Origin of the sequence: Flavobacterium sp. EDS (assembly GCF_020991525.1) — a bacterium.
Classification (GTDB): Bacteria; Bacteroidota; Bacteroidia; order Flavobacteriales; family Flavobacteriaceae; genus Flavobacterium.
This window is the reverse complement of the sequence record NZ_JAJMOZ010000015.1, coordinates 30,112-56,743: the sequence shown is the minus strand read 5'-3', so window position 1 is coordinate 56,743 and position 26,632 is coordinate 30,112. Positions and strand designations below refer to the sequence as shown.

Annotated in this window: 16 protein-coding genes; 8 read left to right on the top strand and 8 right to left on the bottom strand. The window is 32.5% G+C overall.

The window, feature by feature from the left end; translation table 11 throughout:
* The first annotated feature begins 7 nt into the window (after positions 1-7).
* Entirely contained in the window at positions 8-1,516 is a 1,509-nt protein-coding gene (gene zwf, locus LPB87_RS17625; protein WP_230728728.1) for a glucose-6-phosphate dehydrogenase, read from the top strand.
* A 10-nt stretch (positions 1,517-1,526) separates the two neighbouring features.
* Positions 1,527-2,279 carry a 6-phosphogluconolactonase gene (pgl, locus tag LPB87_RS17620; protein ID WP_230728727.1) on the top strand — a complete coding sequence of 251 codons (753 nt, stop codon included), beginning with the start codon at positions 1,527-1,529 and terminating at the stop codon, positions 2,277-2,279.
* A 147-nt stretch (positions 2,280-2,426) separates the two neighbouring features.
* On the opposite strand, the gene LPB87_RS17615 is transcribed toward pgl, so the two are convergent.
* A complete protein-coding gene (locus tag LPB87_RS17615; RefSeq protein WP_230728726.1) occupies positions 2,427-3,431 on the bottom strand; it encodes an AraC family transcriptional regulator in 1,005 nt (334 codons plus the stop codon).
* 121 nt (positions 3,432-3,552) lie between these two features.
* On the opposite strand from LPB87_RS17615, the gene LPB87_RS17610 reads away from it, so the two are divergent.
* From LPB87_RS17610 to LPB87_RS17595, 4 genes are read left to right on the top strand one after another with little or no spacing between them, the layout of a single operon-like run.
* A complete protein-coding gene (locus tag LPB87_RS17610) occupies positions 3,553-5,979 on the top strand; it encodes a TonB-dependent receptor (protein WP_230728725.1) in 2,427 nt (808 codons plus the stop codon).
* A gap of 23 nt (positions 5,980-6,002) precedes the next feature.
* The gene (locus LPB87_RS17605; protein WP_230728724.1) at positions 6,003-7,262 is read left to right on the top strand and encodes a hypothetical protein; all 1,260 of its coding nucleotides are present in this window, start codon (positions 6,003-6,005) and stop codon (positions 7,260-7,262) included.
* 7 nt (positions 7,263-7,269) lie between these two features.
* The gene (locus tag LPB87_RS17600; RefSeq protein ID WP_230728723.1) at positions 7,270-8,427 is read left to right on the top strand and encodes a PepSY-associated TM helix domain-containing protein; all 1,158 of its coding nucleotides are present in this window, start codon (positions 7,270-7,272) and stop codon (positions 8,425-8,427) included.
* Positions 8,428-8,439: 12 nt separating this feature from the next.
* On the top strand, positions 8,440-9,129 hold the full coding sequence (locus tag LPB87_RS17595; protein WP_129538832.1) for a hypothetical protein: 690 nt from the start codon (positions 8,440-8,442) through the stop codon (positions 9,127-9,129).
* 42 nt (positions 9,130-9,171) lie between these two features.
* Here the strand turns inward: LPB87_RS17595 and LPB87_RS17590 are convergent, their stop codons facing one another.
* The 7 genes from LPB87_RS17590 to LPB87_RS17560 all read right to left on the bottom strand — a co-directional run bounded on the left by LPB87_RS17590 (position 9,172) and on the right by LPB87_RS17560 (position 22,444).
* Positions 9,172-11,247, bottom strand: a complete 2,076-nt coding sequence (locus LPB87_RS17590; RefSeq protein ID WP_230728722.1) for a cytochrome c biogenesis protein CcdA — start codon at positions 11,245-11,247, stop codon at positions 9,172-9,174.
* 126 nt (positions 11,248-11,373) lie between these two features.
* Complete coding sequence (locus tag LPB87_RS17585; protein ID WP_230728721.1) at positions 11,374-14,181, bottom strand: M16 family metallopeptidase; 2,808 nt, start codon at positions 14,179-14,181, stop codon at positions 11,374-11,376.
* A gap of 275 nt (positions 14,182-14,456) precedes the next feature.
* Positions 14,457-15,488: a TlpA disulfide reductase family protein gene (locus tag LPB87_RS17580; RefSeq protein ID WP_230728720.1), complete on the bottom strand. Its 1,032-nt coding sequence runs from the start codon at positions 15,486-15,488 to the stop codon at positions 14,457-14,459.
* A 103-nt stretch (positions 15,489-15,591) separates the two neighbouring features.
* Complete coding sequence (locus LPB87_RS17575; RefSeq protein ID WP_230728719.1) at positions 15,592-17,010, bottom strand: RagB/SusD family nutrient uptake outer membrane protein; 1,419 nt, start codon at positions 17,008-17,010, stop codon at positions 15,592-15,594.
* 10 nt (positions 17,011-17,020) lie between these two features.
* A complete protein-coding gene (locus LPB87_RS17570; protein WP_230728718.1) occupies positions 17,021-20,524 on the bottom strand; it encodes a TonB-dependent receptor in 3,504 nt (1,167 codons plus the stop codon).
* Positions 20,525-20,622: 98 nt separating this feature from the next.
* Complete coding sequence (locus LPB87_RS17565; protein ID WP_129538838.1) at positions 20,623-21,822, bottom strand: FecR family protein; 1,200 nt, start codon at positions 21,820-21,822, stop codon at positions 20,623-20,625.
* A gap of 67 nt (positions 21,823-21,889) precedes the next feature.
* On the bottom strand, positions 21,890-22,444 hold the full coding sequence (locus LPB87_RS17560; protein WP_255673267.1) for a sigma-70 family RNA polymerase sigma factor: 555 nt from the start codon (positions 22,442-22,444) through the stop codon (positions 21,890-21,892).
* A 1,211-nt stretch (positions 22,445-23,655) separates the two neighbouring features.
* Between LPB87_RS17560 and LPB87_RS17555 the strand changes: the two genes are divergently transcribed.
* Both LPB87_RS17555 and LPB87_RS17550 read left to right on the top strand, forming a co-directional pair.
* Positions 23,656-24,162, top strand: a complete 507-nt coding sequence (locus tag LPB87_RS17555) for a DUF4625 domain-containing protein (RefSeq protein WP_129538841.1) — start codon at positions 23,656-23,658, stop codon at positions 24,160-24,162.
* Between the two features lie 7 nt (positions 24,163-24,169).
* Positions 24,170-26,605, top strand: a complete 2,436-nt coding sequence (locus LPB87_RS17550; RefSeq protein ID WP_230728716.1) for a TonB-dependent receptor — start codon at positions 24,170-24,172, stop codon at positions 26,603-26,605.
* Positions 26,606-26,632: the final 27 nt, after the last annotated feature.

Sequence of the window (26,632 nt, the reverse complement as noted above, 5' to 3'; positions counted from 1 at the left end):
GAAAACAATGAATAATGTCAAAAATACTGATCCAACTATAATTGTTATTTTTGGATCATCCGGTGACTTAGCAAAAAGAAAGCTTTTTCCAGCATTTCAAAATCTATTCCTCGATGGCCGTATGCCAGAAAAATTTCAGATTATTGCCCTAGGAAGAGCTGAAAAAAGTGATGAAGAATTTCGTAATTATGTAATAGAAAACTTAAAGAGTTTTTCAAGAAAAGGAGCGCTTTCTAACGAAGAAACGCAGCAATTCATTTCTCATATTACTTATTTGAGACATGATATTGACAAAGAAGAATCCTATCACGAATTAGATGCAAAGCTATCTAGTATTGATGCCGATTTTGGTGTACGTGCCAATAGACTTTTTTATCTTTCTATAGCACCTTCATTTATAGCTACAATTTCAGGTAACATGAAAAAGTTACGTCTTGCTGCCAAAGCAAAACGAGATCGAATCATTATCGAAAAACCATTTGGTTATGATAAAAGCTCTGCGATCGAACTTAATGAAATGTTATCACAGACTTTTAAGGAAGAACAGATTTACCGTATTGATCATTATCTAGGTAAAGAAACCGTTCAGAATATCCTTGCATTCCGTTTTGGAAACTCTATGTTTGAGCCATTATGGAGTCGAAACTTTATTGATTTTGTTCAGATTACTGTAGCAGAAGAAGTGGGCGTTGAAGAGCGCGGTGGTTTTTATGAAGGAGTTGGTGCTTTAAAAGATATGATACAGAACCATTTACTTCAGATTTTATGTATGACTGCTATGGAAGCACCTGCTTCATTAGGAGCTGATGACATACGAAACCGTAAAGCTGATGTACTAAAATCTATCCGACGTATAAAACCTGAAGAAGTTAATCATTACACTGTTAGAGGCCAATATGATGAAGGTTTTATAAAAGGTAATCCCGTTCCTGCATACCGAAACGATAAAGGCATCGCTCCTGACTCGAATACAGAAACCTATGTGGCAATGAAAATTTATCTAGATAACTGGAGATGGCAAGGTGTTCCTTTTTACCTGCGTACAGGAAAAAGAATGCAAGAAAAACAATCTTCGATTATCATCCAGTTCAAACCAGTACCTCATTCCTCGTTTTCATATGATAATCAAGGAATGACTCCTAATAGGCTTATCATAAATATTCAACCTGCAATGGATATTAAGTTACAGTTTATGACTAAGAAACCTGGTTTGTCTCTTTCTTTACAACCTGCAGAAATGATTTTTGATTATTTTCAATGTTCTACAATGTCGCCAGAAGCTTATGAGACTCTGCTCTCTGATGCTTTAGCAGGAGATCCTACACTATTTATGCGTTGGGATCAGGTTGAACAGGCATGGGATGCAATTGATACGATTCAGGAAGTATGGAAAAATAATACCCCAACTGATTTTCCTAATTATAAAGCAGGAAGCTGGGGACCTGAAGCAGCAAATGAATTACTTGCCCGTCAAGGACACGCTTGGGTTGCTAACACACAAAATATTGTGAAATAAAAAGTTTAAAATGATACAGATATATAATACTATAGAAGCCATTAATAGTAAAGCTGCTGCCCTTTTTGTAGCATCTGCACAAAAAGCAATACTTGAAAAAGGAAGCTTTACAGCCGTACTTACAGGAGGTTCATCTCCAGCAGGTATATACAAACTATTAGCTTCTCCCGAATACCAAACTAAAATTGACTGGAATAAGGTCTATATATTTTGGGGCGATGAACGCTGGGTACCTCTAGAAGACGATCGCAGTAATGCAAAAATGTCTTTTGATACTCTTTTAAGCCATGTGCCTATTCCTGAAAATAATATATTCCCAATGTACAAAGATGGGATTTCAGCCGAAGATTATGCCGCTGAATATGAAGAGTCTATTAGAAGTATTTTAGGTCCTGACGGAAAATTTGATCTTATTTTGTTAGGTCTTGGTGATGATGGTCATACTGCCTCTCTTTTTCCAGGTGAAGCTGTATTGCATGAGCAAACAAAATGGGTAGCTGCCTACCGATTAGAATCACAAAATATGCATCGTATTACTTTAACAGCTCCTTTAATAAATAAAGCAGAGAAGATAGTTGTAGTTGCTTTTGGTCAAAAAAAGGCTCATGCCTTGAAAGAAGTATTATACGGAGATTATAATCCTAATACCTACCCAATGCAATTAATTAAACCTGTTTCGGGAGAATTATTGTTTTTAGTAGATAATAGTGCCGCTGGAATTAATAACCAAGGGGCAACTGAAGCTATTTTAGGTCTTTCATAAAAAACTAAAATATGTTTTTTTGAATTAGATACTCTCTATTTTAAAATTTACTTCATAAAAAGTGGCAGTTTCATGAGTTTTGAAACTGCCACTTTTTCTTTTATACCATTCTTAAGAAGAATATACTATTTAATTCTAGCTGTATAACTAGTTTGGAATTTTACTGGGCGAAACGCCAAATTTATTCTTAAAGGCTGTCGAGAAATGATTATAGTGTTTATATCCAACCTGACGAGCTACTTCTGCAACTGTCCAGCCTGATGAGTATGATAAGAGCTGATAAGCCTCCTCCATTCTTTTATCTACTACAAATTCATGAATAGTCATTCCGAAGAGCAGTTTAAAAGAGCTTTGTAGTTTTGTACGATTCATAAAAGTCAGCTCTGTCATTTGTTGAATTGTATAATGTTCCGCTTTAACCGATGCAAGAAGTTCTTTGAGATAAAAAAGTCTTTCCTTATCTATTTTGGATATATTGGTTAAAAGTTTTGTTGGTAAACTATTTGTAGCCTTATGTATTTTTATGGTAAGCAATTCTAGTAATTTACTCTCTATAAAAAACTTCTTTAAATCGCCTACATAAGGGCAATCATAAAGTTGTTTGATGATGCGATAAATATCCGGGCATATCGGATATGCTTGCCCTCCTAAAATAGCGGCTCGACTTCCTTTTAAAGCAAAAGCAAAATCCTGAAGTAAAGACAATTGTTCTCCGAATTGTTTTTTAAGCCATTCTTCAGACAGTTCGATTTCAACAGTTGTAGCACCCGAACAAATTGGAAAAGTCAAATAACCATCTAAATAAGGCTCAAAAAATAGCATATGCTGCCCCTGATAGGTAGGTAAAACAGAACCATTGCTCTCACGTGATTCATACAAAGTTACTCCAGTAGAGAGTTCAAAATGCATTTGGATATAGCCTGATGTACTTAGAACTTTTAATTTTTGTTGTTCAAAAATATTCTTTTTGTAGAAATGAATGAATACTCCATCAATTTGAATTGTACGTTTTTCAATCTTAAATTCCTTCGTTTCAATCTTGGTTTGTGTCTCTAAAATACTTTCTTGGCCAGACAATATATATCCCCGATTTACTTCGATAACAGTTTTGGGAAGAGTTAACTGGGTGTTTTTTAATTCAATTTTCATCATAACATACTAATCCTAGATATTACTGCTATTACCGTATATAATGCTGTTAATACCGTATACCTATCTCTTTATTTTTGCACTTGTTTTTATTAAGTCTTAATAATGCAAATTTATAAATTAAATGAAATACTTATACTATACAGCTACATTTTTGATTTTCTTCTGTTCGATAATAACAGAGGTAACAGCACAAAATTTATCTAAACGCATACATGGTCAGGTTCTTTTTGAAAATGGATCGGCAATTCATTCTGCAAATATCATACTAATTGGCGCTAATCTCCATGTACAAACCGATGCTCAAGGTTATTTTAATTTAAACACAATTCCTACAAAGTCTGATACCTTAAAGGTAAGCTATATGGGAATGAAGACTGAATCACGAGTTTTGCACCTCCTAGACAAAAAAGACTTAGAACTTATATTTATCCTTTCAGATGGATCTGTTCAAATTAATGAAATTAAAGTTTACGGAAAGAGTGCTAATAAATCAGCTAAAAGAGAAACAGTTAAAGCTGAGATCATCGATACGAAAGCTGTTCAGGGACAGGCTGCTACTCTAGTTGAATTAATGAATCAGGCAGCAGGGGTACGCATACGCCAGTCAGGAGGATTAGGTGCTAACACTAATATCATGCTAAATGGTTTTCAAGGAAAGGCTATTAAGGTCTTTAAAGACGGAATCCCTACAGATTACCTGGGTAATGCATTCAATATTTCAGCAATTCCAATCAATATGCTCGAACGTGTTGAGGTTTTTAAAGGTGTATTGCCTACCAATATTGGTGCAGACGCACTCGGAGGAGCTATTAACATGGTTTCTCGTGCAGATCAACAGCGTTATTTAGCCTTATCCTATGAGTTAGGTTCCTTTAATACGCATAGAGTATCAGCCAATTTATTGTATAATACTCCTGATCGCAAACTTTTCTGGGGTTTAAATTCTTTCTACAATTATTCAGATAATAATTATTCTGTTATAGCAAGTGTGCCTGATCAAGAAACAGCTAATGTAATTCCGACAAAAGTAAAACTCTTCCATAATGCTTATAAGCAAATCTATGCGGAAGCTTTTATCGGGTTACGAGATTTATCTTGGGCAGATGAATTTCGTGTAGGATTGACATCTTTTTACATCAAGCGTGACAATCAGTTTGCTGCATTGATGGAAAAACCATACGGCGCATCATATAATGAGCAGTACACACCTATTATTCCTACTGTACGATATAAAAAGAAATTTATAGATGGCCGTCTTGATGTTGATCAATTTTTAGTGTACAGTAAAATCAATAGTCTTCATGTGGATACTTTAAGAGGATCATATGATTGGTTTGGTAAATATCATCCTCCTGTTAATCAAAATCAGCGTGGGGAAAGTGGAAATCCATCTCTTTTAGATGCTTGGTTTGCTAATTTCACCTCTCGAACTGGAATAAATTATTCGCTTTCTGCTAATCATAACATTGCTTTCAACTTTATCTACAATGCTTTTTCTCGAACTGGAAAAGATCCCTATGGAGCCAAAACTACTGGTCAGAATCCTGTAGACTTGCAAAGTCTGCCAGCTGATTATAACAAAGCTATAGCAACATTGGGACTGAACTCTAACCTAATGGATGAAAAACTAAAAAATAGCTTTCAGCTTAAATTCTATCATGCCAATATGGTTGGGCAAGAGGTTGATGTAAATACAGCAATGTTAAAAGGAGAAACCTCAAAGGCTACTATCTCTACCTTCGGATTAGCTGAATCCTTAAAATACGATTGGACGAGACAAACCTTCATGAGGATTTCTGGAGAATTGGCTACACGGCTACCTGAACAAAATGAGATACTTGGTGATGGTTCTTTTGCATTATCGAATTTTAATCTAAAACCAGAACGCAGCTTAAATGGGAATATCGGTTTTGGTACTGGTAAAGAAGGTCTTTTTGATTTAGAATTAAATGGTTTTTATCGTATTACCAAAGATTTAATCCATGCAGTGCCTATGAACTTAATTTACACACAAAACATAAATGTTGAGCAAGTTAGAGGCATCGGTTTAGAAACTGACTTGCATGTGACTCCATTATCTTGGTTGCAGCTAAATGGGAACTTCACCTATCAAGATTTCCGCTTGTATCATGTTGAAGATCCTCTGTTGCACTATTTAGAAGGTGCAAGATTACGTAATATGCCTTTCTTCTTTGCCAATTTATCTACCGATGTACATCTTTCAAAAGTCTTTAACAAACAAGATCAATTAAAAATCTATTGGAATATGGGCTATGTACATCAATATTACCTCGATTATATTCCTAAAGATACTGAGCCTAACGGATTTTTAGGTCTTTGGGGAGATGCCAAGGTTAATGCTCCTAATGTCATTCCTACACAAACAATTCAAAGTGCTGGAATGCTGTGGACTCCATGGAAAGATCGCTTATTATCTGTGAATATTGAATGCAAAAATATATTTGATAAAACTGTCTATGATAATTTCCGTGTACAAAATGCAGGTCGCAGCTTTCACCTCAAGCTGAATTATATTTTGAAATATTAATCCTAAAATTAAAATAAATAACGATGAAAAATAGATTTTTAACTACGGTACTATCCTTAACTATGGGTGGTTTAATGCTAACATCTTGCAGTAAAGATGACAATAATGAAACAAGTACAACAGCACCTTCTGCATCGGGTAAATATGTACTCTTAACAGCCGAGAGCACAACAGCAAATGCAGGTTACTATGCAGCTTATACTAATTTGCCAAATGGTCCTGTAGACAATATAGGCGGGTATTCTTTACAAGCTCGAGCTTATGGAGGTTTTAGACATTATAAAAACTGGATTTTTAATAAAGCTACTCTATCAGGAGAAACAGGTGTTGTACGTTTTTCTTTAAATGCTTCTGGAATATTAGAACAATCTGGATTTATAAAATGCGGTACATCGGCACAAAACTTAGTCGTAGATGAAAACACTGGTTTTTATTTTGATGCTGATCGTGGGAAGACAAAAATTCAAAAGTTCAACCCTTCTACTATGAAAAGAACTGGAGAAATTGATCTGACTGAATTAGTAGAAAAAGGCAATGGAATCAGTACTAATGTCACTACTGGAGATCAGACTATTGTTGCAAAAGAAGGAAAATTGTTTGTTAATATTAATTATTCTCGCGAAGGTGGTTCTGGCTTTAATGACAATACTCGCAATTTTACATTAGCTGTTATTGATATTGCAACAAGCAAACCTGAGAAAACTATTGTACATTCTTTTGTGAAAAATCAAGGACATGCTCGTTCCGAATTTCCTGCTTGGACTCAGGCTGCTGATGGAAGTATCTACTTGGTAACAACGGGTTGGGATAATAATAATTTAGGGGTTTTAGAACCACAACCTTCAACAATCTTCCGCATCAAAGCTGGGCAAACCGATTTTGATCAGAGCTGGCATCTAAAATCAACAGATCTTGGTATGCCTTCTGGAGCACAACTATGGAGTTTAAGAGTGTATCATGGAAAGTTATTTGTTGATGTATCTGAGAAGAAAGTTGAATTGCCTTCTTATAGCAATCTAATGGATATTATGTACCGCTTTTATGCTGTTGATATTGAAAGTAAATCGGCCAAACAAATTACAGGTCTTCCTTTAACAACTTTTGGTTTTACCATTGGTAATCTAGAAGTAATTGATGACTCTTTGTTTATTCGAATTATCAACAAAACTGAAGGAGTTAATGGGTACTATAAGTTAAATGCAGATGGTGTTTCGGCAAGTCCTGCCTTTACTATCTCACGTGGTGGAGAAGTTAAAGGTTTTGTACGCTTGTCTGGTAATTAATTGATAAATGGCAATACAAGATAAAAAACAAAAAAGTACTTGGCGTAAAATTAATAACTGGCTCCATCTTTGGCTGGGCTTAACCTCTGGAATTATTGTTTTTGTCATCTGCTTGACTGGCGTAGCCTTTGTTTTTCACGATGAAATAAACAATTTTGTCAATAGAGAAGCACGCTTTGTTAAAGTTGAAGATGGTCTAGAAAAGCTTCCTGTAGATTCTATTTTGGAGAGTGTAAAACAGCAATATCCGAAAATAATGCTGATGCAATATACGAGCTATAAAGACTCCACTAAATCTATAAAGATCATGTGTTTTGATCGCTCAGCAACACCACCGTTGCTGGGTTTAGGAAATATTTATGTGAATCCTTATACAGCTGAGGTATTAAAAATGGATTTTACATATGGCATCTTCCGCTTTATTGCTGAGATACATGCAAATCTATTATTAGGTAAAGTAGGCGCACAGATTGTCCGTATCTCTACCATTATATTTTTGATTGAGTTGATATCAGGATTAATATGGTGGTGGCCAAAGAAATGGAATAAAACGAATATTAATAAGAGTTTTAAGGTAAAATGGAATGCTACCTGGAAAAGGTTAAATATTGATCTGCATAATGTATTAGGATTTTATGCTTTACCATTAGGGATTATCCTAACGATAACTGGATTGATTTTAACCTATGAACCTGTGAAAAATGTTTTTTTTACGGCTTTTAGCGGTACTACTGAGAGAGCCAATTTACAGAAAACATTACCGAAGGCTGATAGCACAAAAGTAGCCATGCCTCTAGCAGATCTTTTGGCTCCTTATGAAAAAGCAGCTGTTCCGCAAATTACTATTGGTATTCCGAGTCCAAAATCAGGGGCTCTAATGATTCGAACCGAGAATGAAACTAGCATGGTAACTTATAGAGGAGATATTACTTATGTGAATATCTATTCGGGTGAAAAATTAGATTTGAATCCTCAGTTATTAACCGAGTTAAAGATGGAGAATATGAATTTGTCACTGCATCTAGGGACTTGGTATGGCTTACCTGCCAAAATTTTAACTTTTATAGTTTGTTTAATCTGTACCAGTCTTCCTATAACAGGTTTTATAATATGGTATAATCGAAAGTTTAAGAAAAAAAGAACCCCAAAAATTATTAATACATAACATTTAAAATTTATGAAATTATCACAAATCTTATTATTTATTATGGTCGTTTTCGGCCTACAAAATTGCATGGCTCACGCACTTTGGGTTGAAACTAATGCTCAAGGAAAAAAAGGAGTTTCACAATTAGTTAAAGTCTATTTTGCTGAAGTTGGTGAAAAATGGGAACCTGTTAATGGCCAGGAATGGGCTATGGTGAAAAACTTTGAACTGTGGTTACAAAGTCCTAAAGGGGAACTAAGTCGTTTGGAAGTGAATTCGCAACAAGATTATTATCAAGCAACTTTCACTCCTAAGGAAGACGGAATCTATCAGGTTATTGTAAAAAACACTTCTATTGGTGCGTTAAACTTTCCAAATACGCCACCTTTTATTCCATATTTCTATGCAAAGTCAACTGTTCAGGTTGGCAATACTAAATCAACGGAAACAAATTATGAATTACCTCTTAATTTTAATTTAACCCAGAAGAAAATCAATCTTTCATTACCTGAATATGCTATAGGGAAAGCTGAAGTAAAATTATTTACTCCTTCTGGTGAATTAAAGACTTTTAAGAATTTACAAAATGGAGTTTTAGATTTTGATTTTACAGAAAAAGGAATCTACCAAATCGAGCTTCAGATTAAAGACGAACGCCCAGGAAAGGATTATGAATTTGCTTTTCATAACTTGACTTCAAATGTATTAGTTTCTAAATAAAAAAAATGGCCATCTTACTTAAGATGGCCATTTTTTATTTTACTACTTTTTAAAAGCAGCTACTCCAGTTTTTAACCAATTTTGGTATTCTTCTGCATCGGGAGTGTATGCAATCGGATCTAATAAATTATCTCCGTTATGATTTACTAACACATAAAAAGGCTGTGCGTTTGTTTTATATTTTATAGTTTGAAACTCGCTCCATTTTTGTCCAACATATTTTATTTTCTTACCTGGTCTTAGTTTAGAATCAATTTCATCACCTGGCGCCAATGGCCTCTTATCATCTACAAACAAAGATATAAGGACAACCTCATTATTCAGTATGGATAAAATTTGCTCTTTTGTCCAAACTTGTTGTTCCATTTTTCGGCAGTTTACACAAGCATATCCTGTAAAGTCAAGTAGGACTGGTTTGTTTACTTTTTTAGCATAAGCCATTCCCAAATCGTAATCATTAAAAGCTAAAATATTATGTGGTGCCATTAAATGTGCTCCTTCTGGAATTTCTCTAGCTGCACTTGCCTCGCTAACTTTACTCGAACCTCCTACTCCATAAGGTGATTCGCTATAATTTTGTGGTGGAGGAAAAGCACTAATAATGTTTAAAGGAGCTCCCCATAAACCTGGAATCATATAAATGGTAAACATTAATGAAACTAAACCTAAACTCAATCTTCCTACAGAAATATGCGTTACAGGTGAATCGTGTGGCAATTGTATTTTTCCAAAAAGATAAAAAGCAAGCACACCAAAAATTGCAATCCATATTGCTAAAAACACTTCACGTTCCAGGAAATGCAATTGCAATACTAAATCAGCATTTGATAAAAATTTAAATGCTAATGCTAATTCTAAAAAGCCCAATACAACTTTAACGGTGTTTAACCATCCTCCCGATTTTGGCAATGAATTTAGCCATCCCGGAAATGCTGCAAATAAAGCAAAAGGTATGGCCAAAGCCAGTGAAAATCCTAACATACCGATTATTGGACCAACTTGATTTCCTCCTGCCGCTGCTTGAACTAGTAACGTTCCAACAATAGGACCTGTACATGAAAAAGATACAATAGCTAGTGCTAATGCCATGAAGAAAATCCCGACAAGCCCTCCTTTATCTGCTTTAGTATCTACTTTATTTGCCCACGAATTAGGAAGCATAATTTCAAAAGCTCCCAAAAATGAAACTGCAAAAACCAGTAATAACACAAAGAAAATAACATTGAACCATACGTTTGTAGAAAGTGCATTTAAAGCATCTGATCCAAAAATAGCACTAACTAAAGAACCTAAAAGAACATAGATGATAACAATCGAAAATCCATAAATAATTGCATTTTTAATCCCTTTAGCTCTATTTTTACTTTGCTTTGTAAAGAAACTTACTGTCATTGGAATCATTGGAAAAACACAAGGCGTTAACAAAGCTGCAAATCCTGAAAAGAAAGCGATAATAAATATGGCTAATAAACTTCTGTCTGAAGATTTGTCTTCCTTCTTAGCAATTCCTTTTTCATCCAAAGCTACTTTATTGTCTCCCTTAGAAACTGCATCAACCAAGATTTCTTCTTTTACTATTGAATCAGTTAAAGTTGCATTCGATTCTATTGTTGTAACTATAGCAAGTTCTTTTTTATCCTCTTTTAGTTCAACTACCTCAGGAATTTTAGTTTTAGGAATAGAAAAACTTAAATCTACATAAGTTGGTGGTAAGCAATTGGCATCATCACAAACCATAAACTCTACTTCACCTGTAATTTTAAAAGCATTTTTAGAAAGCACATTGATTCGCTGTTTAAAAACAGCTTTACTTTCAAAAAACTTAATCTTCATATTAAATACAGGGTCATTAATAGTACGACCAATCCCTTCTGTTGGTTTACCAATCAATTCAAAGTTGGCATTTTTGGTAATGGTAAATGCAGTGGGTACAGGTCCATTTTCTGGCACACTTTGAGAATACAAATGCCATCCATCTGCAATGGTTGCCTCCATTACTAAGTCATATTTAGTATCAGAAACAAAGACTACCTCTGTAGTCCATTTGACTGGTTTATAAATTTGTGATATCGCATTAACACTTAAAAGAAGTGCTAACAGTGGTATTATTTTTTTCATTAGAATAATTTTTATACTATAAATAAATAGGGTCATTCTAATAATGACCCCATAAATAAACTTTCGTTGATTGTTTACTAATTCAAAAGCTCCAATATAAAAGCCACAACGAAAACCTTTACTTTATTATTTTTTAGGTTTAAATACAAGTTCATAACTTTGGGCATCCTTCATCAGTAAGGCTGTGAATTTCTGAACATCAATAGGTTTAATTGCTGTAATTATATCCACATTATTTTTTGCATCATTTCTATTATAACCTTCAACAAAGTAGTCGTAAAGTACATTCAGTTCATAACTAGTATATTCTTTTTCTTCCTTTACATCCTTCAAATTGCTAGTTAATGCCTTTTCTAAATCCTCCTTATCAATTTCACCATTTTTAATTTTATTGATTTCTTGAAAAACAATCGAAACTAATTTTTCTGCCTTTTCAGGATCACAATCAAAATAAACATAAAAAGTAGCTTGCTCTTGCGGTCTTTTAGTTAATGAGCTGTAAACACTAGCTCCATAAGTTCCACCTTCTTGCTCTCTTAAAGTTTCTAATAATTTCATTTCTAAAACATCTTGCAAAACTTTTATTAAGTAGGTGTTTTTTAAACTATATTTTACAGGCTTTTTAAAGGCGATACGTACTGTAGCTTTTGGATCTTCCATTGGCAAAAGCACTTCTTTTTTGTTGTTGTCCTTTAACCATGCAACGGAATTATTTTTCCAGTTTTCTTTATTCTTAGTTGTTGGTAAACTAGCAATATATTTTTCTAATAAAGGCTTAAGTGTTTCTTTTGGAATATCTCCTGTAATAAAAAATATAAAATCTGCTGGGTTACTAAAACGATCTAAATAAATTGATTTTATTTTTTCTAGAGAAACCTCTTTTACAAATTTCTCATCAAACAAACGTTTTTTAGGATTATTGGTTCCGTACAAAGTAGTAGTCAAACTATCTTCCATTTTATAAGCAACATCCCCTTTACGTTGCATTAAACTATTCTGTAAATTATTTTTTAGAACCTGAAAACTATTCTCATCAAAACGTGGTTTTACAAATTGTAAATGCATGATTTGAAACATCGTTTCGATATCTTTTGTTGTAGAAGTTCCTGATATGTTTTCTTCTAAATCTGTAATACCAACTATTGAATTTGCATTTTTACCTGCTAAAACTTTTGCCAAATCGGTTGCGTTATAATCTCCCAGACCTGACATTCGTACTAAGCTACTTACGAAACCAGCTGATGGAAGATCTTCGTCTTTCAACATTGAATTTCCTCCAAAACTTGCCGCTTCAAATAATACATTGTTTTTTTCGATTGCAGTAAATTTATAGTTAACAACAACTCCATTGCTTAAAACAAAAGTTGTTGCATCAATATCTTTAGTATGTTTTTCTGAAACAATTTTGCCTGGTTTTATAACAACATCTGAAATCAATGTTTTTCCAACAAACTCATCAGTGTAAGCAGTTAAAGTCGCATCGTTTTCTACACTCTTAATAATATTTAATGCATGTTCTCTAGTAAGGTTATTATCTCCTTCAACTCCCGTTACATCTAAAACTCTATTGTTGTCTGTGTATAATTTTTTAATAAATTCGTGAAAATCGGTAGTATTTGCTTTCTCAAAAATTGATTTAAAAAGTTCATATTCCTTCGCAACATCAGTCATTGCTTGATTTTCTAAATAATTTTTGACAATCGTATTTACAATTTCATAATGAGGAATCTGATCTACTTTGCTAATTTTAGTTTGATAATGATTGTCATAAACAGCAATAGTTCTGTCAATTTCTGCTTGTGTGAAACCAAATTTTACGGCTCTGTTTAACTCTGTTAAAGCAGTTTTAAAAGCCTCGTCTTGTTTGTTTGGCTTAGGAGAAATCATTAACGCGAACGTATTTTCTGTACGAGCTAAACTCTGGTAACTACATGTAGCTGAAAAAAAAGGTGCATCTGGTTTTTGTGCAATTTCTTTTAGTCTTGAACTTAACATTCCTGATACCATTCGACTAAAAGCTAACTCTTTATAATCAGCAACAGTTTCGTCTTTTAATGATTTAGGCTGATTAATATTAAAAGAAATATTAGATGTTGTTACTTCATTATCGATTCCTAAATTATAAAGCATTTCTTTATTGTCAGGAATATCAATAACCGTTCTCTTAATCGGATTGGCGATTGCAGGAATAGTTGAAAATAATTTTTGAATTTTTTGCTCTATTTCTGCAACATCAATATCACCTACAATTGCTATTGCTTGTAAGTCTGTTCGATACCAATCGTGATAAAAATCTCTTAATGCTTTGTATTTAAAATTATCTACAACGCTCATTAGACCAATAGGCATACGATCTGCATATTTGGTATTGTTAAACATAGATGGTAATGATTTTTTAAAAAGTCTCATATCACCATTTTGTCTGGTTCTCCACTCTTCTTTTATTACGCCACGTTCCGCATCAATTTCTGCATCTGTGAGCAATAAACCATCAGCCCAATCATGTAAGATTAAAAGTGAAGTATCTATTAAACCATCTACATTGGTTGGAATATTATCCATGTTATAAACCGTCTCATCAAATGCTGTATATGCATTGATATCTTTTCCAAAAACAGCACCATGTTTCTGAAGGGTATTTAAAACTCCTTTTCCTGGAAAGTTTTTAGTACCATTAAAAGCCATATGTTCTAAAAAGTGAGCCAATCCTTGTTGATCGTCATTCTCTAAAATTGAACCTACATTTTGAATAATATAATAGCTCGCCACATTTTTAATTACATCTGTTTTGTATATGTAATAAGTCATTCCGTTTTTAAGAACTCCTTTTTTTATTTTAGTATTTACTGGGAGCGGGTCATTTAATTTCACCTCTTGTGCGTTGCCATTATGAAATGCCAAAAAAAGAGAAAATACGGTTAATAGTTTTTTCATGTTTTATTTATAGTAATTTTTGGTGTATTCTTATCTGTATTAAAATCTGTTTCCATTAAAAAAATTGTCTCTGCACTTTTAACAATTTATAATAATCGAAACTTTTATATTTTTATAAGGAATGATTTTATGCATTACTTATTTTTTAAAAGAGTCAATAGTAATCACTACCCTATTTAAAGATGAATTTAAAAGAGTAAATGAAAATTAAACGACTGTAATTTTAGTTACAATCGTTTAATTAATAGAAAATAAAATATGAACTTCTAATTAAATTAAATATCTAGTGTATTTAATAATTGAGTAAGTTCAGGTTCTGAAGGTCTAGGAGCATCTGAACTAATTATTTTACCTTCCCTGTCTAATACAATAAAGCGTGGTATTCCCTGTATATAGTAAGAAGTTATAAATGTAGATTTAATCTCTTTGTCTGCCAAAAGCTGAATGCCAGTTAATCCTTGGGCTTTTATCATGTCTCTCCACTTTTTTTCATCAGCTAAGCGGTCAACAGAAATACTTACAAATTTTATGTTTTTGCCATGAAATTCTTTCTCTACTTTTGCTAAATAAGGCATTTCATATTTGCATGGTCCACACCAAGTTGCCCAAACATCTATAAAAACATAGCTTCCTTTAAAATCTGAAAGTGAAGATTTTCCTCCTTTATAATTAATATAATTTGTAAAAACTGGAGATGGCATTCCTACTCCTAATTCACTGTTATTAATTTGTTGTTTTGTGTATTCTGATGCTAAACTAGTATTAAACTCTTCTAGTTTTTTTAGTTGAGATGTGGTAAAATTTGGATCTAAAACCGATTTCTTTTTATCTAATTCAACTTTAAAATTATCTGAAAATTGCTTCATTTTCTCATCGAATATCTTTTTCTCAACGTTTAAAAACTCTAGATAATCTGCTCCAAATAAACCGCCTTCTAACTTGGCTTTAAGTCCTAGAAAAGAATTCTCTTCTTCTCCTTTTCCTTTAATTGTGATACTCTTAGAAACATTTTTTGCATCAAAATTAATTTCTAAATCCATATCCTTAGTAAGGTACAATGCAATGAATTTATCATAGAATCCATTAAAATAAGTTGCCTTTTCTAATTTAATAGTGTCTCTATAAGTTCCGTCTGCTTCTACTTTGATTGTAAACGATTTTGAACTAACTGGATCAAAAAGTCTAAATCCTAATCCTTCTATTGGATTTGTTATTTTTCCATGTAATATCACATAATCCTTTGGTGGATCTGCTTTCTGAAAAGAAAACAATACAATTAGTATTGCTATAAATGATAGTTTTTTCATTTTTTCAATTTTAAATTATTGGTTAAAAGAGAAGTGTGTACAATCTGTCAGAATCATTTTATCCCAATTATTTACACACTTCTCATTTTAAAGTCACTGTGGCTTAATAGCCTTTATTCTGAATAAGTGTTTTGTTTCCTATAAGTGCATCAAGAGGTATTGGCAATACAAACTGATTTACTGAAATTAAGCTTGGCTTAACTGATGAAGCAACAAGATCTCCTTGTGTATGATAACGTACGATATCAAACCAACTTTCTCCATTTTCAAAGAACAACTCTAATAATTTTTCTTGACGTATGTCATTTAGCAAAGTTGCTTTATCAGAAAGATCTTTTTCTGTTACACCTGCACGGTTTCTGATCTCGTTTAAGTTTTGTAGTGCAATTGATAGATCTCCGCCTTGTTTACGAGCTTCTGCTTCTGCTTTTATTAGATATATTTCGGCTAAACGTAAGTGATACAAAGTATTACCTTGTGACGTCAATATATTTAAAAATGGATATTTACCATTGCTATTTGCTCCTTTTGTATTGGTAGCATAGGCAAACTTAAAACGTGGATCGTAACCCGATCCGTTTCCTGTTAATGATCCATCAGTTGGGGTTCCAACTTGTTCATCTGCAAGAGTTGCTAATATTTGACTGTAAGTAGTTCTTGAAACTAAATCCATATTGGTTTTACCTTCATTATCACGTCCAGTATGTGGAGCAAAAATTACTTCTGAAGAATTAAAACTTTTCTTAAAAATACCATCATATTGCGTTTCTAAGACGTATCCTTCATCATTATTAAGTACTTCATCTGCTAAATCTGAAGCTTCAGAAAATTTTCTTTCATATAAATATACCTTAGCAAGTAACGCCTTTGCAGCTAAACTTCCTGAGTAGAAATGATCAATATAAACAGGCCCGTTTACTGATGCGTATAATAAATCTTCTTCGATCTGATTGTACACTTCTGAGACTGTGTTTCTTGGATTTGCATCTAATTTATCTGAAAATTCAACTCTTAAAACCACTCCATAAGTAGAGTTCAAATCATAAAACTCTCCAAAATATCGCAGTAAGTTAAAATGCGCGAATGCTCTTTGAAACTTAGCCTCCGAAATTATTTCGGCCTTTCTAGTCTCCGAGATTCCAATAGCTTTTCCTGCATTTAATTCCTGAATTAAAAAATTGGCTAAATTGATAATCTTGTATTGCCCATTATATAATTTAGACAAAAAGCCGTTATTGACAGGGACATCATTTATATTAAATCCCTTATCACCACTCAAACCACCTTTAATTATTCCTTCATTGCCATAAGCTGCTAAATGCAATGGAAAAAAACTAACATCAAACGTTTTTCCTAAACTATAAACACCATTAAGAACTAGTTGTGCCGAAGCTTCATCTCGTACTGTATTTTCTATTGTTAGTTTATTAATTGGTTTAATATCATCAATATCACAACTACTGATCGTAATTGCTAGCGTAAAGAATAAAATCTTAATACTATTTTTTATAATTAGTTTCATCTGTTTTAAATTAAAATTGAACTTGGACACCTAAAGAGAATGATTTTGCTAATGGATACGGATCATCATTACTGATTTGATCAGTTATATTACCTCTTTCTGAAGAAACTTCCGGATCAATTCCTGGCCACTTTGTCCATGTCAATAAATTTGTACCAGTCAAAGAAAGAGTTGCTCCATCTAGTCCTATTCTGTTTAATAACTTTTTATCAAAATTGTAACTTAGCTGTATACTTTTTAAACGTAAGTATGATGTATCATATAGATATCTATCTGATATTCTTCCGCTTGATGATGGATCTGTATATAACGCTCTTGCATAACGAGCATTGGTGTTTTCTGGAGTCCAAGTATTTAAAGCATATTCACTATATTTATTTTCTCCCAAAGGATTATATGTTCCTGCTGGAATAGCATTCCAAAGTGATTTTGCTCCTACAGAAAATTGAAATAATGCACTCAACGTTAAATTCTTATAAGCAAATGTATTTGAAATCCCTCCAAAGAAATCAGGCTGAATATCACCTATGATTGTTTTATCTGCTTCTGATATTTCACCATCTCCATTAATATCTTCGTACATATAATCTCCAATTCCTGTTGATACCTTGTCGTAATAACCTGTAGGTGATGCTGCATTTAAAGCATCTACCTCATCTTGAGTTTGAAATATTTTGGCCACTTTATAACCTATGATAGTCCCTACTGGTTGCCCTTCTATAAAATAATCCGTTTGGTATTCATTAATATTTGCACCATTTAACTTCGCTAGTTTATTTCTATTAAACGACCAATTTATATTAGTTGACCAAGTAAAATTATCATTCCTTATAATATCTCCACCTAAGTTAATCTCAACTCCTCTGTTTATTACATCTATAAAGTTTGAAAAATATACAGCTGGACCTAACTCTAAAGGAATTGGTGTTCTAACCAAAGCTCCGTTTGTTTTTCTATTGTATACATCTATTCCTCCTTTTAGACGATTATTGAAAAATCCAAAATCTAAACCTAAGTTTACCTCATTAGTCGTTTCCCAACCAACATTTGGATTTGGAAAATTATCATCTGCAATTATTCCCGAATTACCATTATAAACGCTAGAAGAATTATTTTGAAAAAATTGTAGATAAGCAAAATCAGACACATTGGTTGACCCAACCTTACCTGCACTTGCTCTAAGTTTTAAAATATTAATATGATTGTTGTCTGCTAAAAACTCTTCATTAGAAATATTCCAACTTACAGATAATGAAGGGAAATATGCCCTTTTATTACCTGGTCCGAATTTAGAAGAAGTATCTGTTCTGAAATTGAAAGTGGCATTATACAAATCTTTATATCCATAATTCAAACGAGAAAACAATGAATATAAACCTGTTTTATAGCGCAAACTGCTATACCCTATTACGGCTCTAGCTGAAGAAGCATTAGTCAATACTTCATCATCTGGAAAACCTGAATAAAATTGATTTGAATTAGAAAAACTTGTATCATCCCAAGCCGCTCCAGCCATCAATCCAAATTTATGGCTAGCTAATTTGAAATCATAATTTGCAGTCAAGTTTGTTGTGATATTAGACACCATTCCATCTGCTTCACTTAAGAATGAATCATTAGGATAAAAAATAAAGTCCGTATCTGTTATTTTTGGAATAAAAGTACTGTTCTTATTATAAAATACAGATGCATTAACTTCTGTTTTTATCTTCAAATCTTTTACTGGCTGTATTTCTAAATAGCTACTTCCAATAAAATTATACGTTTTGTTATCTGCTTTATTTTTTAAGCGCATCAAAGGATTAGGCTCTAAAGTCATAAACCCATACTGATAATCTGGTTGCCCTAACAACTTCCCATTTTCATCTCTCACTGGCAAGTCAGGACGTGCTCTTGCAATAGAAGTATTAATTGTATATTGGTTTGTTATATCGTTTTCTCCTGAATTAGCTTGAGTATGTCCTAAATTAATCGAACCACCCATCTTTACATATTTATTTATATCCGAATCTAATGAAATTGACACATTATATTGTTTCATTTTATCATTAATTGTCAATCCTTCTTGGTCTATAAAAGAAGAGCTAAACATATAATTTGTATTGCTACTACCTCCGTTAAAGCTAAAATTAGCTTGTCTCGTTACTGCTACACTTCTAAAAACTTCTTTATTCCAATTTGTATCTGAAGTACCAAAATAATCATCTCTTAATCCGTCATAAACCACCATACCGGTATCAAAATTTAAATCAGTCTTTCCGATATTAGCCAAATCAAAAGCATAAAATGAGTCTAATTGACCATTATTCATAGCGGTAACACTATTATTTATCAGTTGGTTATAGAAGTTTTTGTATTGACCAGCATTTAAAACTTGCACTGTGCTAATAGGTGTTGCTAACGTAGTTGTTAAAGAAGCATTAACTTTTAAAGGTTGGTCTTTTTTACCTCTTTTTGTTTTAATTATAATTACTCCATTTGCTCCACGTGAACCATAAATAGAAGTTGCCCCTGCATCTTTTAATACATCTAGGCTTTCAATATCATTAGGGTTTAATGTTAACAATGGATTTGCTCCTTTCATATTATCTAGGTTAAAAGATATACCATCGATTACAAATAAAGGCTGATTTAATCCTCCTGCTGATGAAAGTGGTGAAGTAAATCCTCTAACATTAATTCGAACTGGAGCCCCCGGACGACCTGAATTTTGTGATACCTGAACTCCCTTTGTTAATCCGCCTAGCGCTCTGTCTATTCCAATACTTCCAGTTGCAGCTTGTACTATATCTTTTGAATCTATAGAAGAAACTGCTCCCGAAAACTCTGAACGTTTTTGTTTTCCATACCCTACAAGTACTACTTCTTCAAGTTCATTAGTTTCTTCTACAAGAACTACTTTCATCAATTCATTACTAACAGGAATGCGTTGCGTTTTAAAACCCATAAAAGATAGGATTAGGAATTTTCCTTTCGCATCCTCATTAAATTTGAATCTTCCTTCATAAGATGTAGAGGTGACGAATTTTGTACCTTCTACCACGACAGTTACTCCTGGTATCGGTATTCCCAGAACATCAACTACAAATCCTTCGATTGGTCTTTGCTCAATAACCGAAACAGTTTCTTTCTCTAACTTATTATTATACCCTGCTTGTTTTTTGAGTATTATTTGATTTCCTAAAATCTGATAAGAAATATTGGTTTTATTAAATAGTTTACCTAAGACTTCTACTAGTTGTTTTTTTTCTACGTTTAAATCAATTTTTTGATTCACGTTTAATTCATTCTTATTATAAAAAAAATGAAAGTCGGTTTGGTCTTCAATAATTTTAAAAACATTTACTAAAGCTACCCCGTTTACATCCATGGTAACTTTTTTATTTTGTCCGTAACTACTTGAAGCGCTAACTTGTAAAAGACTGGTAAATAAAAATAAGATTGTAAATTTCATTTTTAAGTTTGCATTATTAAAAATGCGCGGCCACGCACCTGAAATTGGTTGTTTTTTCATAAGTTTACACTGGTTTAGTTTTACTGGTTTAAGATTAAATCACTTTAAAATGATTGGAAGGTGTTGGCGCACCTTCCTTTTTTTTGGTTTAGTTAATTCTATTTCATTTTTGGTTTATTTATGGTTATTATTCTATTGTTAATAGTAAAATCAAAAGCTTCATAGGTTTGAAAGGTCTTCAAAACCTGATAAATATTTTCATTTTTAAATGTTGCAGTTATTACTATATCATCTAAATCTTTATAATTATTTATAATCTCAACATTATATTTACGTTCTAATTTATTGGAAATAACATCAAATGAATCGTCAATAAACATAAGTTCTCCAGAAACCCAAGCAACATATTTTCTAACATCTGCTACCTCTGTTTTTAATTTTTTATCTTCAAAATAAGCACGATATCCAGGTTTCAGAATTACATTATCATTCTGCTCTAATTTGCTAGAAGCGGCTATACTCCCCTCTACTAAAACTGCATATGTTTTTGCGTCTTTCTTATAAGAAGTAACATTAAACTTGGTTCCTAAAACCTTAACATTCATGTCATTTGAGCTAACGATAAAAGGGTGTTTTGCGTCTTTAGTAACATCAAAATAGGCTTCACCATCTAAGAATACTTGGCGTTTATCTTTCTCTACAAATCGAACAGGATAACGCAAGCTACTTCCTGAATTTAAATGGACATTTGTTCCGTCTGATAATTTTAGCTCAAAGCGCTTTCCATAAGGAATTTTTATAATATTATAAGCTAAGGTATCTTTTGCAACTGAACTACCATACTCCAATAGATTCCCTTTTTGTTTGCCTACAACATTTCCGTTAACATCTACAACTTGTGTAGTGCCATCCTCTTTTATTATCTGAATAGCTCCATTCTCTAATTGTAGTGTTATAGCTTCCTCAGGAACTTTAAAAGTTGATTTAGCATCATCGTTCTTTTGATAATATAAAAAACCAATTGACAATAAAACAATCACTATTGCTGCATATTTCAGAAAGACTTTTTTATGCTTTAAAATTCTTAACAAGAGTGTAGGTTTCTCAGAATATTCAAGTTCTATAGGTCGTTGCAATTGAGATACAATGTTTTCCCAAGCCTTATCTTTATTTATTTTTTCAGCAAATCCAATTCTTCTTGATTTTTTGTAAAACAACAGGTACTCAGAAAAAATAAATTCATTTTCTGAACTGCTCTTTATCCATTCGTTAAGGGTATTAAATTGACTTTCGCTAATTCCTTCTTTTGAAGTATAAGCTAAAAGTATCTCTAATATATTTTGTGGAATATCATTCATTATTTAGATCTAATTATTGTATAGATTATAAAAAATGAAAAATGGGTGACAAAAAATCAAACTTTTTTTAAACTATTAATACTGTTATAATTATATCCAATGAATTTCGTAGTTGTTTTAAGGCTCTTGAGTAATGTGTTTTAACAGTATTTACTGATATTCCGAGCTCTAAAGCAACTTCTTTATACTTTAAATTATTCAATACAATCGCTTTAAAAACTTCTTTACTTTTTAAAGGTAAAGCTTCGATTTGTTCGTAAAGTTTCTTTTTTTCTTGCTCTATAAAATCCATATCTAGATGATCATCATCTAATAAAGTATGAATCTGATCTTCAATTTCTTCAAATATGTATCTGTTATTTTTTTTAGTTGCCTGTAAAGTATTATTTTTTACAGAACGAAAAAGATACGGACCAATGGCTGTATCAAGATTCATATAAAGCTTTTCATCCCAAAACTTTATGAATAAATCTTGCACAATATCTTCGGCTAATTCAAATGAATCACAATACTTAAAAGAATATATGCTTAAAGGCATATAATATAAGTCAAATAATTCCTTGTAGGCTGAAGAGTCTCCCAACCTGAGTTTTTCAAGGATTATTATATCATGTGACTGCATAAAGAATAATTACTTTTTTTTGAGTATAATTAAAGCTGGAGCGCTTCGTTGTAAGATAAAACTTTATCATTATTAAAAACTTTCGAAATATAGTATATTTTACTATAACATCAATTTATGTTTTTTTTAAAACTACGTCTATCATAAAGTGTTGTGTGTTTTTTTCTACAAATGCATCTTACTAAATACAAGTAAAAATGGAAAAAAATATTAATTCTTTCTATCCAAATAAATAAAAATCAAACTAATAATTGCATTCAGACTAGGAAGTTCAAATTTTATTAATAAGTACAGCTATTCACAAATAATAAAAAACAACAAGAATTGATCGCTCTTATTTTATTTTTATTGAAACAATGTTGCATTTATAGATAAGATTTTTATATTTGCAACACTATTGCGTTAACAAAAGGATTAAATGTGAAAATTATATATTTTCTATCACTTTGATTAGCTATAAATAGTTGAAAATTGATTCATTCAGAATGAAAAAGAAATTTAAAATTATTAATCTTCTTATGCCGTTGGTGGTAGTATTTGCAATACTATTTCCAATAGTCCATTCTTATGAACACATTCAAAATCATGTTACTTCACATAAACATACACAAAACTATAGTGAGAGTAAAAGTGAGCTTATAACACACAATCACTCTTCTGAAGAATGTGCTATATGTCATTTTAAATTTACTCCTGTTAGTACTTTTACTTTTGTGTCTTTTGAATTTTATAAAAATAGTAGCATATCATCATATGTTTCTTATTATTTCAAAACATACTCTTTATTTTTTAAAGGATCTTTATTTGCCCTTAGAGCACCTCCTACAGTTTAAAGTAAAATCAATTGGCACTTATGTCACTCGTATTAAACTATTTTAAATAATTTTTATTTACATATTACTACAAAACGGATTATACCAATTTGTAGGCGTCTATAATCCAATTATTTATAAAAATTATGTTTTCTTACATAGCCTATATCGTTTAAAAAGTTCTATTGAACCAAAAAGATAACTACGAGTTTTGCTTATCACATAAGCCAAGTTTTTACTACCGTTTTTATTGTTATTTCATTTTTAAAAAATCTTTGATTTCATAGAATAAGCTTCTGTGAATACATCCTCCTATGTCCATTTTTTAAGTTGTCATTGCTTATAGCTATGTCATCTAGAAAATCGCATTCTATAATCCGTAATCCAAAATTAATACATATGAACAGAGTAAAACTCAAACAAGGCAAAACGAAAACAATACGATTAATGCTTGCTGGATTTGCACTAACTAGCACATTAATAGCTTGTAGTGGCAGTGATGATGACAAAATTGATACAGAATATCCCGTTATCGATATCTCAGTTGCAAATGCATTCCCGATACAATGCAGTGAAGTCACACGGGGTCAGAAACTTACGTTTAAAGCAAAATTTACTGACAATGCACAATTAGGCTCTTACAGTTTAGATATTCATCACAATTTTGACCATCATAATCATAGTACTGAGGTAAATGACTGTGCTGCTGAAGCTATAAAAAAGCCTGTTAAACCTATGCTCTATATTAATTCTGTAACGATTCCTGATGGATTAAAAAGTTATGAGGCATCACAAGAAATCAACATTCCTGCAGATATCGATCCAGGTGATTATCATTTCCTTATTCGCTTGACAGATAAAGAAGGCTGGCAGACTATTAAAGGAATAAGCATTAAGATTAAATAAAGTGATTTTGATAAAAGAATATAAATCAAATCGATTACAGATTGTTTATCTGTTACTATTTTGTGCTGGTATTTTTACGAAAGTAACTGCACAAAGTATTAGTATATCAGGTAAAGTTCTTTCTAATAGCCATAAACCATTAGAGAGAGCTACTGTAACGATTTATCCGTCTGCTATCACGGTTTTAACAAATAAAGAAGGGAACTTTTATTTTCCACAGTCATTAAAAACTTCTAAAAAATTGACAATAAGCTACTCTGGTTATACTCCGTTTGAAGTTGACCTTTCGTTAGAAAAAAACCAAAATATTCTGCCTGATATTATATTAAAGCAAGAAATCAAAGAATTAGAAGAAGTTGTAATAAAGGACAATTATGAAGCACAACACAAAAAGGAGAAATCACTTAATGTAGCTATTGTAAGCAGCAGTTATATCCAGCGTAATCTTGGTGGCAGTCTTATGCAATCACTCCAAAGATTACCTGGTATTAAAACCATATCTATCGGTGCTGGAGGTTCAAAACCTTTAATTCGAGGATTAAGTTTCAATCAGGTTATTGTTGTAGAGAATGGTATTAAACATGAAGGCCAACAATGGGGGGCTGATCATGGTCTTGAGATTGATCAATATGCTGTAAATCGTGTAGAAATAATCAAGGGGCCATCCTCATTCATTTATGGATCTGATGCAATTGGAGGTGCTATCAATATAAAACCTTTACCATTTCCTGCCAAACACGTTTTGGGAGGAAGTGCTATCCTCACTGGCAAAACCAATAACGAACAATACGGAAGTTCTATCAATTTATTTGGGCGCAATGACAATTGGTTCTTTGATACCCGAATGACAACAATGGATTACGGAGACTATCGTGTTCCTACAGCTGTTGTTCAGGTATATAATTATACTGTTCCCTTGTATAAAAATCATTTGCGTAATACGGCTGGGCGTGAACTCAATTTGCATGCAAGTACAGGATATATAAGTCAGAAGTTTAAATCGGTTTTGTATCTAAGCAACGTATATAGTAAAACTGGCTTTTTTGCCAATGCTCATGGGCTTGAACCTCGAAATGTAGATCTGGAACTTCATGATAAATCCAGCCGCGATATACAGATGCCACATCAGGAAGTAAACCATACCAAGGTAAGCAACACTACTTCTTTTCAATTAGGAGAACATCGACTAGAAACTCAATTGGGTTTTCAAAAGAATTTTCGTCGTGAATGGAGTCATTATGTGAATCATGGTTATATGCCTCCTATATATCCCAATGATATGTATGCTTCACGTGATCTTGAGCGACAATATGATAAAGAAGTTTTCTCTGCATCTGTAAAAGATGAATTCTCATTGGGTAATCATCAGTTTACTGTAGGGGTGAATACTGAATTACAACAGAATAAAATTGGTGGATGGAGCTTCTTAATTCCTGCTTTTTCTCAAATTAATGCTGGTGCATTTGCTTATGACAAAATTCAGTTAAATGAAAAATGGCTGCTACACGCTGCGCTGCGAATGGATTATGGCAGAATCAAAATGAAACAATACACCGATTGGTTTGAAAGTGAAGTAACTACTAATGGACAGACCCATTTTGAATACTTAAAACGCTCGGAAGAACTTACACGTACTTTTAAAAGTTTCACCTGGTCGACTGGAGTAAATTATAATCTGGAAAAATTCTCTTTGAAAGCCAATGCTGGGACTAGTTTCAGAATGCCAATTGCTAAAGAATTAGCATCAAATGGTGTTAATTATCATTATTTCCGATTCGAAAAAGGTGATCCTAGCTTAGCTGCCGAACAATCCTATCAGTTAGATCTTGGATTAGAATGGCAGGATAATAAATGGTCTGTACAACTAAGCCCATTTTTTAATTACTTTCCAAATTACATCTACCTCAACCCCACTTCGCAACATGACATTTATTATGGCGCAGGTAATCAGGTTTTTGAATATGAACAAAGCAAAGTCATGCGCTATGGGGGAGAATTACAAACACGCTATCAATTCTTAAAAAATTTAAGTGGTGAAATTCTAGTAGAATATCTTTATTCTGAACAGCTTTCTGGAAGCAAAAAAGGCTATACACTCCCCTTTTCTCCTCCTGCTTCAGTACTGTTGGGACTTACTTATAGTCCAGAAATCAAGAATCTAAGAGATAGTTATTTCTCATTGGATTATCGTTTTACTGCCGAACAAAATCAAATTGTACCTCCTGAAAAGAAAACTGCCAGCAGTCATGTTTTTAATCTTGCTCTAGGAACAAAAGTAAAAGCAGGACAACAAGATTTAGATATTTCACTGCAAGTACAAAACTTGTTTAATACTAAATATTTAAATCATACCAGTTTTTATCGGTTAATAGAACTTCCTGAGGCAAGCAGAAACATAATCCTATCACTCAAAATCCCTTTTTTAATTCTTAATCACAAATAAATATGAACCCTTTAACACAAACCCCCT